Here is a 13,811-nt window from a genome sequence, read left to right as displayed (position 1 = left end):
CCTAATAATGGACAGTATCGGCGCTATCGAAGCATTCATCAAATACCTGTTTGTTTCTATCTCTGGCCACAAGGACCGCGACCCAATCACCTTTCTTTCGTCCGCGACCAGCACAATCTCCACCTCTTTTATGGGCTTTACGTGAGAGTGTACGACTGCCTTTCTCTGAATAGCGAAATAAGGTCTCATCGATTTCAACGATACCAGACAAACTTTGCTCTTTGACTTTATTGGGCAAGGAAAGGAGTGTGTGGCGCCATTTAAAGGCTGTTTTAACTGATATATTACAGCGCTTTGCGCTCTTTCTTATCGGAAGGCTGTCTAGCATGCATGTGAAGTATGGCAGCCATTTTTCTAAGAACCGCATTCGATAGAAGGGTGTGTTAATGGTGCACATGAACGTTTTATGACAAGCATGACAGCGATATCGCTGACGGCCTTTAGGTTTTCCATGGCGTTTAATGTGACAGGCGTGACAATGAGGGCATTGGGGTTTGATGGTGAAATTCGCCTCAAGCATATTAATGCATGAACCACTATCAAGTTGTTGCTGTAAAAAAGAAATGAGTAAACGTTGCTGTTCAAAGGGTAACTCTGCCGCTTGTTGCTCGAGGTCTACCAAACATTAAGTCATGTGGAACTCCGATAGAGAGCTACATATAATTACAGTGCAGCAACACTTAACTAAAACATAGCCGATATAACTGGTATTAGTTGATTTGACGATATTTATGAGCGTATGGAACGTGTTTATAATAGCTAGACAAAGCGCGACCAACGGTACTTTCGAGAATAGATAAAGATTAGCCATTTAATTAACCGATTTACTATAAAGCAGTGCGTCAGGAAGTTATTGATTTGAGATGGAAGAGTTATAAATTAATCAAATTTGCCAAAACATAATTAACTATCAACTGAGAAAGGTTCGAATTTAAAGCTCTCTGCCTGTGGTGATACTTCATTAATTAGTAGTCTAATTATCGAATTTCAGACATCCTAGCTGAGTTTATGAAGAAGCTAAACATTTTTTATATTTTACACAAATAAAAAGAGCTATGGAATAAACCATAGCCCTTTGATCCATTGCTCTTAGTCTGAAACTAACAGCACTGAAAATTAACCAACGATAGTTACGTTTTCAGCTTGTGGACCTTTTTGACCTTGAGTCACAGTGAAAGACACTTTCTGACCTTCATCAAGAGTTTTGAAACCGTCAGAGTTGATCGCACGGAAGTGTACGAATACGTCTGGACCAGATTCTTGCTCAATGAATCCGAAACCTTTGTCAGAGTTGAACCACTTAACAACACCAGTAACTTGAGACATAATATAAATCCTGTAAATAAAAAATTAAAGCCTTAACGGCGGTGGAGCTGGAAAATGCCGGTATTACTTATGTTTACAGGACGAACTGGTCGTATTGAACACATAAATATAAGCCAAACCTTCAAGCTAATTAAGACTATAAACCATTCTAAAGATAAGTCAACACACAGTGACATTTTGAATTATTTATTTTGCCTACATTTACTCTATAGTTTTGCAACCGGCTAGCTGAACACTAAGTTCATGCTGTTTCACAAGTATAGTAAAGCACTTTAAATATTTTATTTCAATAGCTTAATCTACGTTATCACCTTGAAATTCGATGTACTTCAATTTGGAAATCTAGCTCACAATGCAGCCCTTGTGAGGCAAGTAATTGTTTTTGAACATCGGTAAACTTCCAAGCATAGGGAGTCATTTCTAAAAAATGAGCAATATGCTCGCTATGAGTCAATTCGAGCTGGGATTGCAGTCGTTCTTGATGCAAACATTCGAATCCCAAAATATGCGCCGTGGATTCGGGATGTAACCTAGGCTCGGCATAAATCTGTTTTTTTAATGCAAAATGGTGCAAAGGGCCAGGTGACACAGTGACTAAGATACCGCCATTAGCCATAATCCTGTGTAGCTCTTCAATTTTTGAAGGTGCATAAATACGAATCGCCAGATCGACACTTTGGGCGGCAATAGGCATTTCATAAGCACTTGCTACGCAGAACTGTAAATGAGGATAACGCTTAGCGGCATACTTTATTGCTGACTTAGAAATATCAATGCCTTGTAACTCACATTGATGGTGCTGATTCACCACATCGAATAAACGCTGACTGTAGTACCCCTCCCCACAACCTATATCAAGGATCTGCTTTGTTTCAGGCGCAAACTCAAGTGCAAGTTCATTAACTCTATCGCTCAAGCCTTGATAGTAACCTGCGTTTAAAAACTCACGCCGAGCAAACATCATCTGCTTGTTATCGCCAGGATCTTTTGAGTTTTTCTTCTGTACAGGTAATAAGTTGACATAGCCCTCTTTGGCCATATCAAACTTATGTTGCTGTGAACAACCCCAAGTTCGCTCCGTTAACGTCAGTGGGGCTGCACACAGGGGACATAAATAATACATAGTTGACTCTTATCGTTTAACTAAATTTTGGCAGGAAAGGTTTACGTTTCGTCTTCCATCAATCGATCAACCATCTGGATCAGTTCAGGTGGGGCAAGCAACTCATAACACTCTAATTTTCTTAATAACTTATCTGTGTTATCCACATCATTAGCGGCGCGGTTGTAATTGGGGCGCTCAAACATATGGGTATAGGTTCTAAATAACCACTGTTGTTTCTGAAGTAACAAGGGATCGAGTCTTAATACCTCATCGGCGAGGCTAGCGTGACATTGACCAAGCTCCCCGCGCATAAACGCCTGCAATTCTAATCTAACCTGCTCGATTTCGGTCATGTAAATTGCAAGAGATTCTGACGATGCGGCATAATCGTATTGCCTTGCTAACAGCGCTTTGGCGACCATTAGCGCTTTAGGCTCATGCAAGACACGTAAATCCGCTTCTAAAGGCACTAACTCAAACTTTGAATCAACTTGCAAGGCAAACGTTAAGCAATTATCTACGCCTAAACAATTAGTCATATCTAAGGTAAAAGATACGCCCCGTCTCAATTCTGCTGCACAAAATTTCGCTGCTGTGCCCATTCGCGTATAAAGCCGAAAACCTTGCCCAAGGCTTCGAGTGATCGGTGTATTAAAGGCCTTTACACTTTGCGGTAACGATTCGACCTTAAGACCCATAAACGGTTGAAAGCGGATCGCAATATTTTGCTGGGTTCCAGCATCAGCAATAACGACAACCTCTAGCAAAGGCGCACTGATCGCCTGTAACACAATAAAATCACTGATATCGTCAGGTAACCGCAACGTGAGTATCGACGCCTTTTCAGCATCAAGCACCATAGGCTCATTTAGAAATTGATGATACATAAGACATTATTCCCCTGTCCAGCCGCGATTGTACCGTTGAATCTTAATGAAGATCACCTATTAAGCCGTTATATTTTCAAGATAATGACTTAATAGACTTAAGGTTGTAAATGTTCATTCGGGGAATTTCGGTGTTAAGATGCTATTATTCGACAAACTGTCATTTGAATTTAATTTATGTCTAACCATTCTCAGCCAAGCATATTTTGGCACGACTACGAAACCTTCGGGGCTAACCCGGCGAAAGACAGACCCTCGCAATTTGCCGGTATTCGCACGGATTTAGATCTCAATATTATCGGCGAGCCTGAGACATTTTATTGCAAGCAAGCACCTGATTATTTGCCGTCACCAGAAGCGATATTGATCACAGGAATCACTCCACAGTTAGCTAATTTAAAAGGCATCCCTGAAACTGAGTTTATGGGACGAATTCAAGCGCTATTTAGCCAGCCAAACACCTGTGTCGCGGGCTACAACTCACTACGTTTTGATGATGAAGTGACCCGTTATGGCTTTTATAGAAACTTTATCGATCCCTATGCCCGTGAATGGCAAAATGGTAACTCTCGTTGGGATATCATTGATTTAGTGCGCGCGTGTTACGCATTTAGACCCGAAGGTATCAATTGGCCAACCAAGGAAGATGGCTCTCCGAGTTTCAAGCTAGAACATTTGACCCAAGCAAATGGTTTAAGCCATGAGAAAGCCCATGATGCGATGTCTGATGTGTATGCAACCATCGCCATGGCAAAACTCATTCGCGAGAAACAGCCTAAATTATATCAGTACTATTTTGACCTGCGTCGTAAGCAAGCGGTGAGCGATCAAATCGATGTGCTCAATATGCAGCCTTTGGTTCACGTGAGCTCTAAAATTAGTGCGCGCAATGGTTGTGCAACGTTGATTTCACCCGTAGCGCACCATCCTACTAACAAAAATGCCGTTATTTGCGTTAACTTAGCCATGGATTTAACGCCGCTATTCGAGCTAGATGTCGAGCAAATTAAAACGCGCATGTATACGTCAAGGGCTGATCTTGCCGAAGATGAATTACCTATCGCAGTAAAACAAATTCATCTTAATAAGTGCCCTTTTATCACCTCGGCAAAAATCCTCAGTGATGAGCATGCCGCTCGTTTAGGCATAGATAAAGAATTTGCCAGAGAGCAGTATAAACGCCTAAAACGTCACCCAGAATTACGCGAGAAACTGGCGCTATTATTTGAGCACGATGACAGCAGAGCGACCACAGATCCCGATTTGATGCTGTATTCTGGTGGGTTCTTTAGCCAAGCTGATAAAGCAAAAATGGAAATCATCCGTCATACCCTACCGCAAAATCTAGCGGCGTTAGATTTGCAGTTTGATGATCCACGTATTCCTGAGATGCTGTTTCGTTACCGCGCCCGTAATTACCCTGAACTACTCGATGATACAGAGTCGCAGCGCTGGCGTGAATTCTGTCAAAGTCGCTTAGCCGATCAAGACTACGTACTTAAATTAGAAAATTTGCTACAAGAAACACAAGCGGATGAGACTAAGCAGAAGTTACTGGCTGCCCTTTGTCATTATTTGCGTGAACTTTAAGCTGTGTAAATTCAAGCTTAAGTCTTTTGTTTTATAGTCTTAAGCTTATTTGTGTGCACAAATAGACTCACTCTATACGTGAGTAACATAAGTTTATCACTCTCGATAGCACTGACATTGACAGCGTATAAACGCGAGCTAACTCGCATTAATGCTGTAACAAAATTACTAGAATGTTCTTCCATGAACTTAACAAATAAGGAATAGGGAAATGCAAGATAGATTCATTCGTAGCATAACCCAGCTGCCAACGCCGTTAGCCGATGCACTTATCCCAATGTTGCACCAGAATTTTGCTGGACACATTGATGCGCAGCAACTTGCTACGCTAACAAGTGCAAGCAAAATGACCGAAGCAGAAGTGTTATTAGCATTACTGCCGATAGCAGCGGCATTGGCCAAACCGCCTATCAGTGAGTTTTATGTCGGCGCGATAGCCAAAGGTAAAAGTGGCGATATCTACATGGGTGCCAACTTAGAATTACCCGGTGAAGCGTTATTTCATTCTGTCCATGCAGAACAAAGCGCTATCAGCCACGCATGGCTCAGTGGTGAGAGCCAAATTGTTGATATCATAGTTAATGCCAGCCCTTGCGGTCATTGCCGTCAGTTTATGAATGAACTGGTTGAAGGGAGCAAGATCAGCATTCACCTACCCGCACAGGAAAGCCATCCTCTGGCCTATTATTTACCCTATGCTTTTGGGCCAAAAGACTTAAATGTCACTTCTCCCTTAATGGCCAAGCAACAAACCGAATTTGCGTTAGATAGTGCCGATCCTATGATCATAGAAGGCTTAGATCATGCAGGTTTAAGTTATGCACCTTACACCCAAAGTTTTGCCGCCGTGGTTTTAGAAACGCGCGATGGCGCAACCTATTGTGGTCGCTATGCCGAGAACGCGGCATTCAATCCTTCTATGCTGCCCATGCAGATGGCCTTATCAAATCTGGCGCGCCACAATCGTGAATTTAGCGATATCAGCCGTGCGGTTTTAATTGAGTCATCTCAAGGAAAAATCAGCTTAGTTGGCGCGACTATGGATGCGCTCCATACCGTTGCCGCCATCGAACTTGAGCACATAGTGGTAGATCCAGTGTAACTCATGCTTAAAATGCCAAGGGTACTTCAAAATGCCAACGGCGAAATACGTTTATACGTATTTCGCCGTTCGATTATCCACTTAAAGCTTAAAAATTAATTATCGTAGGTAATTCTGACGACTAATCATGCTCCATCCTGTTTTCTACTAACCGCGTCATTGAACTTAGCCAGATACTCCCCCTTACGCTCCTCCATTCTGATAAAACAAGCTTGCCGCTCCACTTCCGACATAGCGCGCCATGCTAAAATTTCATCAAGATGCCTGAAACAACCTAAACAAATATCTTGCTGATCTAAACAACAATTTCGAATACAAGGATTGGTATTAGGATCATTCTGACCAGACGGCATATTCATTGCCACAGGGTTCATTGAAGTGGAATCGGCGGCCACCGGGGAAACTAAAGATATCTGCCGTAATTGCACCACCTGCCTGAACGACAGCAGCAAGAGTCAATTCTAAGTTTTGGCTGTAGATCACAATCAGCGGGCAACCTCTTGCAAGGCTAAAATCCACCTCGGCTTGATAGAAGCCCCCAGTAATGCCGACATCCATAAAGCAACTGTATTCAGGGCCATAATCGACATAGGTCCATCCAAAAACTTGGCTAAAAAAGGCCTTAGAGCTCGCAATATCTCGGCTCGGTATTTCCAAATAATTGATACTGTGGTGACGGTTCATAGACTGCCTTGTTATTTGATATTCGCGCCTACGTTGTAAGTAAAAATGGGAGCCAAAGCTCCCATTCTATTCGCGGCTTTAACTCAGGTTAGCCTTGTATTAAAGCGGCGACAAGTCCAATCAGACCGCCAAATACACCGCCCCAAATCACTAGCCATCCCAAATGCGTTTGGATCATATCCTGTACGATTTTTTTCACCATTTGCGGTGTAAGTTCAGTTAATCTTTGTTCCACTATATTAGCAATCTTTGTTTGTAAATCGGCCATCACAGTCGGCTGTTCGATTTCTTGTTTCAATAGCTCATGGAATGCGTCACTTTGAGCCGTTTCAACCAAAGATGCCTTCATTTTCACAATAAATGGTTCTTTTAACGGTAATAGTGCATCTGTGCCACCAAACATCGACAGCATGCCACCAAAGGAAGATTGCGCGACAGTACTGATTAAGGCATCAAAGGAAGGTGCTAAATCAACCTTTTCAATCACAGGCGCCAAGTCTATTTTACTCAGCCCTTCTTTTTCAGATAAAAATCTCTCAATATTCTCTGTAGTAAAAAACTGCTTCATCATTAAATGAGCAATACCTGTCTTAAACTCTTCGAAACGCGAAGGCACAACGCCTGAGCCATAAAGTCCAGGGACTTTCTCAAACAACATATATATCGCAACCCAATTGGTAATTGCGCCAGATAAAGCAAACAAGCCCACACTCAGCACCATTGCCGAATCGGTAATATATCCCACCACGACCAAGGCTGCGGCTAATAAATTGGTCACTAAACTCTTATTCAATCTCGTATCCCCTAAAGATAGCACCGATAAGATGCAAAACTGGCCTATATTAACAAGCTAACTGGACTTAGGTCTAACAATGAAATCCACTTTTAAATTAAACTCTTCGTTATAGATATAAAGTTTAAATTCTGCTTTAAAGCTTATCTTGGCAAGATATTACAGGGTGATATCCTCAAAAATTAATCAGAAAGAAATAGAGTGTTTAGCATACTTTTTGTACGAAAACACATAATCTAAGTGTAATAATAATCAATAATTAATGAGCTGCGTTACACGTAAGAAAACGTCGTTATGTCAGCTAAGCTAACATAATGTAAAAAATTGGTAAGCAATATGCTATTTAAGTTGAAGGATCTTTTTAGCGGAGATATTTTTATTGGATAAAAAAAACTCAAGGTGCCATTATCGTCTTGATTAACAAACTGAAGAAATATTATCGCGACCTAAAAATAATATCAAAACTCACTATTCAACCATATTTTTTAAGATAGTGCACATCCACCTAAACTAAGCTAAACACGGAATGTTGTTCGATAATGCTCAAATTTAACAGATAGAAATCTTAACTAATCCCTGGCAACGCTAGCGTTACTCGCTAGAATGTTCGCACTTATGGCAGTTTTACACTGACTTATGCATTGGAGCCTTAATATTAATGCTGACCCAGCTAGCAAAATTTAAACAAAACTTTTTTGCCCGACCAAGGTATCTTCGAGTCGTTTTTTACCTTGTGATCACCTATCTAGGGTATATCTGCGCATTAGGTTTATTACTTCCCTATGCGATTACGACTCAGGCGCCAGACAAATTATCATCTTTCTTGGGTCGCCCAGTTGCTCTCGGTGACGTTCGTATCAACCCCTTTAATTTCAAAGTCGAAATTGATCAATTTGCCATTAAAGAAAAAGATGAACAGCCGTTTGCTGGCGTAGCGCAAATCCAATTCCAAGTGCATTTTTGGCAATCTGTTTTTAAGCGTGTCGCAGTAATCGAACACATACACATACAAGCGCCCTACGCACACATCATCCGTGTGGACAGAAAAGGTAAAGTAGGATTCAACTTCGACGACATTCTACTTACCTTGAACAAGCATGCACCCGCAAGCAAGAAAACCACACAAGAAAATGTCAGCGCACCTGTTCGTGTCCTCCTGAACCAATTTGTATTAGATGCTGGGCAATTAAACTTCGATGATAAAATCACGAATGCTCAAGTTAATTATCCCAATATCAACCTAAAATTGAGCCACCTCGATACTGAATATTTGATATCCCCTGTGACTGCATCTAGCACGCCAACCATAAAAGCGAACAAGGCTGCGGCCAGCAGCACTGCAAATACCCAAACGGTATCGGAATATTTAGTTGTACCGAAAAAGCACAATTATTATGCGATATATCTGCGTGATGATCATGCCGGCGAAATCAGTTTACAGGGGCAATTTCAGCTGTTCCCGTTAAAAGTTGCTGGTGATATGCAACTTGCTAAGCTTAAACTGGCACCGCTATGGCGATTTATCGACGATCAATTTACTCCTATCCTTACCGATGGCGAAATCAGTGCCAAAACGCAATATCAAGTGGATTTAGCCGATAATGGCGAGTTACAAATCACCAGTAATAATGGGCAGTTCATTGCTGAAAAACTGAATTTTAACGACCAAGAACGCGCTGTGGTTGAGCTACCACTTTTTGCCCTTGACGGTATTTCAGTTAATTTGCAGCAACAAAAAGTGCATATTAATAAACTGCACAGTGATGGTTTAACTATTAATGCGATTTTAAATCAAGATGGTATCGATCTAGCTAGCTTGTTTACGCCTAAATCATCAAGCGCTGCAATAAATTCGGCGCCGACAGTTACGCAACCAATAGAGACTAAGCTTACAGAAAACGTCCAAGTCACACTCGTGAAAGAAAAGCCTCAAATAGCTGAGACTTTAACCGATGTAAGCGATGAGGCAGACACACCAACTGAAAGTAAATTAGCCACGACTAACGAAAAAAATAATGCAAAGGTCGTCGCAAACGCAGTTGAGACCACTAAAAGAGTTACGGCTAAAGTCACGTCAAAGACTGCTGCAAAACCCACTTGGTTAGTGCAACTCGATGCACTACATGTTGAAAACTATGATATTAATTTATCAGAACAAAAACTTACCGCAACGCCGCAGCAATGGCGTGTCTATCCACTAAATTTATCAACAAAAGCAATAACCAGTACGCTAACCGCCCCGATTGAATATGAATTACAACTCAGCATCAATGATAATGGTAATTTGAGTTCTCAAGGTCAAGTAGATGTTATTGGCGAAGCCATAGATGCCAATATCCAACTCGATAAATTGTCGTTAATCCAGTTTCAACCTTACCTTGCGCCTTACATTAATATCCAGCTCAAGAGTGGTCTATTAAGCTCTACAGGAAAACTCACTGCCGATGCAAAGGGCAAAGCGCTTTACGGCGGCAATGTTGACCTAGATGATTTATCTATTCATGACACATTACGTAATGCCCCGCTGGTCAAATGGCAAAAAATGAATATTAATCAACTGGATTTTGATCAACAAAAAAATCAAATCAAAATCGATCATTTGGCCTTTATTCAACCCTTCGCCAAAGTGGTGATCGCAAAAGATAGAACCACCAACATCAGCGACCTCATCGTAAATACTCCTGCAGCGATAGCAAATAACAATGCTGCAACGGTTAATAGCACCTCAACAGCCAATGCTGTAGCAGCAAGCAACACAACAACACCGGAATTCGCTCTCGATATTCAAAAAGTTAGCTTTAGCCAAGGTTCAGCTTACTTTGCAGATAATTCACTGACGCCAAATTTTGCCTCGGGCATTGAGTTACTCGAAGGTAATATCACTCATTTATCTTCAATACCAGGGACTAAAGCCTCGGTAGATATTAAGGGTAAAATAGATAAATACGCCCCAGTCACCCTAAAAGGCGATATTAACCCTTTGTTAGATATGCCATATTTAGACCTTGATTTAGTCTTTAAGAATGTTGAGTTAACTTCGGTCAACCCCTACTCTGGCACCTATGCGGGTTACTACATAGATAAAGGCCAATTATCACTTTCACTAAACTACAAACTGGATAAAAACAAACTCAAAGGTAACAATCATTTAGTGATTAATCAGCTAAAGCTCGGTAAACCAAGCAATAGCGAACTGGCAACTAGCTTGCCCATCACGCTTGCAATAGCACTATTACAGGATCGTAACGGGATCATTGATTTGGGTATGGAAGTCTCTGGCGATTTAGATTCACCCAGCTTTAGCGTAGGTAGTATTATCATGACAGCACTAAAGAATGTGATCACTAAAGCCGTTACAGCCCCCTTCACTTTCTTAGCGGGATTGATAGGTTCAAACGAGACCTTAGATAAAATCAGTTTTACTGCCGGCCAATTTAGCCTTAGTGAAAACCAGCAGAAAAGTTTAGATAAACTTGCCAGCGCATTACTTGACAGACCTATGCTTAAACTCAGCATCGAAGGTGAAGTCGATGCTATTAATGACAGCCAAGCCATTGCCGAGCGCATAATGAAGCGTAAGTTAGCTAGGCTAGCCAATATTGAATTTAGCGCGTTGCCTGCCGATTTAAGTCCGAGCCAATTTCCGTCCCAAGGGCCGCTTGCCGATGCGTTAGTGACACTCTATGAGCAAGAAGTAAAAGCAGATGCTTCCCAAGTAAAAGACACTGTCATTACAGAAGCTAAAGATACCCAACTTTCAGATGATGAAATCACCACACGTTGGCATATCGCTTTATATAATCTGTCAGTCAAAGCACAGAATGTTAATGATGACATGCTAGGTAATTTAGCCCAAGAAAGAGCTAAAGCGGTTAAAACATACCTTGTTGACGTTAAGAATATTGCGCCGGAGCGGATTTTCCTACTCGAAAGCCGCGTCAGTTTAAGTCAAAATGCGGCGCAGGTGAGCCTAACGATTGATGCACAATAGACGCGCAATGAGTTAATTTTACTATCTTTTCAATAAAAGAAGCCCGCTAAAGTTTAGCTTTAGCGGGCTTCTTTCTTTTGGTGAAGTGTATGGCTAAATGTATAGCCAAGCACATATCTAATTGTTACCGCTAAGCGAAAACGCAGTCTTTGTCGCCAAAGAATCTTCTACCTGTCATCCACACTAAAATGTTGGCCGCGCTTTGTGTCATAGGTTACACTCTGCGGCCTTTATACTACTGAGATCGCAAGCTCGAATCGCTAAATCTCAGTTTCGTCGCACATTTGCGGCGGCGCCATTGACACACGAATCACTTTACAACACACATTATCATTGAGGTCACTGACATGTTTATCATTCGCTGGATTTTAGGCAGGATCATTCTGTTTTTCAACTTCGTATTTAGCCCTAAAAAGCGCCAACGTCCACTGGCAGAGCAACAACAGATTGATACTCAAACTCAAGCATTGGCCTTATATCAATATCCAGCTTGCCCATTTTGCGTAAAAGTCCGCCGTGCAATCCGCCGTCAGGGACTCAACATAGTGACCTTCGACGCTAAAAAAGCGCCACACAAAGATGAGCTCGTCGCCCAAGGTGGTAAACAGCAAGTGCCTTGTCTACGTATTGAAGAAAACGGCCAAGTACAGTGGTTGTATGAATCTAAAGCAATCATTAACTACTTAGACCAACGCTTCGCCTAAATCGCGGTGCAACGGTCTGTGTAATTCTCCAAATAAGTGCGCCCGGTAACCTTTCAATCGACTGTTCAATCGACTTCCCAATGAACTTTACAATGGGTTTTCCGTTGAAATGACGAGGTTTCGGGCGCAGTTACTTTATTGCATTATTTTATAACATTTACTTACGCCACAAATATTCTCGGTCGGAATAATCAAACAACCACTGCGGTTGATACACCACTAATAATGTCACCGCCATACCGTTGAGTAATGCCTCTGGGAAAGCCAATAAAGGGATGAGCATCAAGTAATCATCAAATAACACATTCCAGTCGTAGCCTACAGCAGCCCACAACCACATCGCCCAGCTCAATTGATGAAACACAATCGAAAGGCCTGCGTTAATAAAACCGCCAACGAAGATAAACACAAAGACATGTTTGGGGAATAAATGATAACTACGGCTGTATAAAATAAAACATAAGAATAGCGGTACCGCTATCGAAAACAAGCTAAAGGCACCAAAATCAGCGGGTTGCTTTAATACAAACAGACTAAAAAAAGCACTCGGTAACAGTAAGGCCACTGTCGCAAGACGCCAACCAAACATCAGCATACAAGTCACTATGCCCAGAAAATGTAAATATAATCCGGTTTGAATACTGGCATTTAACGACCACAGCGCATTGATCCCAACTAATACTAATAATAAGCGCCATTGCAGATTTTTATCCCGGCGCATGTATGCTAATTCTTCTTTTGGCCAAATTGCGTATAGCCATAGCAGCAAAAGTACAAGGCATATGCCTTGAGTTAAGCTCAAATCCCATTCAATTTGTGCCCATTTATTCGACCAAAATGCCAACATTGATAGTCCATCCTTAATCCATTACGCTCATATAGACAGGCCCACTCGCTACGTCGAAACTCGTATATACAGACAGTTTGGATAGAGAGCCACTCTCCGTTCATGGAGATACTATAAATCCATGAACTTTATAACCATATTAAGGTATTCTTCTATTAGTTAATAACCATAGAGTTAAATTTTATTATGTCACTTCGATACTTCAGCATTGCCATATTAACTTGTCTATCACTCATCGCTTGCAGCAGTGCTCCTATCGATCCGAGTGAACTGGCGGGGAAATTGCGCGATAAGCTAGCCACTGATATTAAAGCCGATGGCCTTAAACTTTTCGTCTATAAGGCGCGCCTGGTCGACGACAAGTCGAGTCTTAATGTTGCTGAGCGCCCTTTATCAAACGAGACATATCGACGTAATACGCAAGATCCTCGAGAACAACGCCGCGCGATGCAAGATTTACAGGACGCACTCGAAATATGGGGACGACAAGTAGAGTTAGGGTTAACAAAAACCCTTGAAATGACCGGTTATTGCCGCGAAGGTTATATTGAGTTGAGTCGAATTATTGAGCCGAGCCGAGGAGAGATCCGCGGGGAATGCCAAGAAGGGGCTACTGATGCCGATAGACAAAAATTCGTGAATTATTAAGCTAAATACTAGGGTCTGTTGATCTTTCGAGAGTGATTTTTAGACAGCATGACAAGACGTTATAATTTGCTTCGCCAAAAGTAACCATAACCTCAAGCCATGCCAAGACTTATGCTAACCGATGAACGCTGGGA

The 13,811-nt window shown here is 41.7% G+C and carries 13 protein-coding genes; 5 read left to right on the top strand and 8 right to left on the bottom strand.

The annotated features are described in order from the left end of the window. Position 1 precedes the first annotated feature (1 nt). The 4 genes from ACRN9H_RS09570 to ACRN9H_RS09555 form a co-directional block, all read right to left on the bottom strand. Positions 2 to 520, bottom strand: a complete 519-nt coding sequence (locus ACRN9H_RS09570) for an IS1595 family transposase (protein WP_432313536.1) — start codon at positions 518 to 520, stop codon at positions 2 to 4. A gap of 596 nt (positions 521 to 1,116) precedes the next feature. Beyond that, a complete protein-coding gene (locus tag ACRN9H_RS09565; RefSeq protein WP_006081219.1) occupies positions 1,117 to 1,326 on the bottom strand; it encodes a cold-shock protein in 210 nt (69 codons plus the stop codon). Positions 1,327 to 1,633: 307 nt separating this feature from the next. Beyond that, the gene (rlmA, locus tag ACRN9H_RS09560; protein WP_432313470.1) at positions 1,634 to 2,449 is read right to left on the bottom strand and encodes a 23S rRNA (guanine(745)-N(1))-methyltransferase; all 816 of its coding nucleotides are present in this window, start codon (positions 2,447 to 2,449) and stop codon (positions 1,634 to 1,636) included. A 41-nt stretch (positions 2,450 to 2,490) separates the two neighbouring features. Continuing rightward, positions 2,491 to 3,318: a hypothetical protein gene (locus ACRN9H_RS09555; RefSeq protein ID WP_432313469.1), complete on the bottom strand. Its 828-nt coding sequence runs from the start codon at positions 3,316 to 3,318 to the stop codon at positions 2,491 to 2,493. Positions 3,319 to 3,495: 177 nt separating this feature from the next. Here ACRN9H_RS09555 and sbcB point away from each other — a divergent pair, with 177 nt between their 5' ends. Continuing rightward, on the top strand, positions 3,496 to 4,908 hold the full coding sequence (gene sbcB / locus ACRN9H_RS09550) for an exodeoxyribonuclease I (RefSeq protein WP_432313468.1): 1,413 nt from the start codon (positions 3,496 to 3,498) through the stop codon (positions 4,906 to 4,908). A 211-nt stretch (positions 4,909 to 5,119) separates the two neighbouring features. Then, positions 5,120 to 6,010, top strand: a complete 891-nt coding sequence (gene cdd, locus ACRN9H_RS09545) for a cytidine deaminase (protein ID WP_432313467.1) — start codon at positions 5,120 to 5,122, stop codon at positions 6,008 to 6,010. A gap of 125 nt (positions 6,011 to 6,135) precedes the next feature. Here cdd and ACRN9H_RS09540 read toward each other — a convergent pair whose 3' ends face one another. The 3 genes from ACRN9H_RS09540 to ACRN9H_RS09530 form a co-directional block, all read right to left on the bottom strand. Further along, a complete protein-coding gene (locus tag ACRN9H_RS09540) occupies positions 6,136 to 6,369 on the bottom strand; it encodes a DUF1289 domain-containing protein (protein ID WP_432313466.1) in 234 nt (77 codons plus the stop codon). Then, positions 6,344 to 6,694 (bottom strand): VOC family protein, encoded by a 351-nt coding sequence (locus ACRN9H_RS09535; RefSeq protein ID WP_432313465.1) that lies wholly within the window; start codon positions 6,692 to 6,694, stop codon positions 6,344 to 6,346. The genes ACRN9H_RS09540 and ACRN9H_RS09535 overlap by 26 nt, the downstream gene beginning before the upstream one ends. Before the next feature lie 88 nt (positions 6,695 to 6,782). After that, positions 6,783 to 7,487, bottom strand: coding sequence for a DUF445 domain-containing protein (locus tag ACRN9H_RS09530; RefSeq protein ID WP_432313464.1), 705 nt, complete (start codon positions 7,485 to 7,487; stop codon positions 6,783 to 6,785). 658 nt (positions 7,488 to 8,145) lie between these two features. Here ACRN9H_RS09530 and ACRN9H_RS09525 point away from each other — a divergent pair. Both ACRN9H_RS09525 and ACRN9H_RS09520 read left to right on the top strand, forming a co-directional pair. Then, positions 8,146 to 11,478: a DUF748 domain-containing protein gene (locus ACRN9H_RS09525; RefSeq protein ID WP_432313463.1), complete on the top strand. Its 3,333-nt coding sequence runs from the start codon at positions 8,146 to 8,148 to the stop codon at positions 11,476 to 11,478. Between the two features lie 347 nt (positions 11,479 to 11,825). Next, positions 11,826 to 12,182, top strand: coding sequence for a glutathione S-transferase N-terminal domain-containing protein (locus ACRN9H_RS09520; RefSeq protein WP_432313462.1), 357 nt, complete (start codon positions 11,826 to 11,828; stop codon positions 12,180 to 12,182). Positions 12,183 to 12,339: 157 nt separating this feature from the next. Here ACRN9H_RS09520 and ACRN9H_RS09515 read toward each other — a convergent pair whose 3' ends face one another. Beyond that, positions 12,340 to 13,029, bottom strand: coding sequence for an energy-coupling factor ABC transporter permease (locus tag ACRN9H_RS09515; protein ID WP_432313461.1), 690 nt, complete (start codon positions 13,027 to 13,029; stop codon positions 12,340 to 12,342). 186 nt (positions 13,030 to 13,215) lie between these two features. On the opposite strand from ACRN9H_RS09515, the gene ACRN9H_RS09510 reads away from it, so the two are divergent. Next, on the top strand, positions 13,216 to 13,677 hold the full coding sequence (locus ACRN9H_RS09510) for a hypothetical protein (RefSeq protein WP_432313460.1): 462 nt from the start codon (positions 13,216 to 13,218) through the stop codon (positions 13,675 to 13,677). Positions 13,678 to 13,811: the final 134 nt, after the last annotated feature.

Source organism: Shewanella sp. MF08487 (genome assembly GCF_050848685.1).
GTDB classification, from domain to species: domain Bacteria; phylum Pseudomonadota; class Gammaproteobacteria; order Enterobacterales; family Shewanellaceae; genus Shewanella; species Shewanella glacialipiscicola.
The sequence above is the reverse complement of the archived record's forward strand: the minus strand, read 5'-3'. Positions and strand labels throughout refer to the sequence as shown.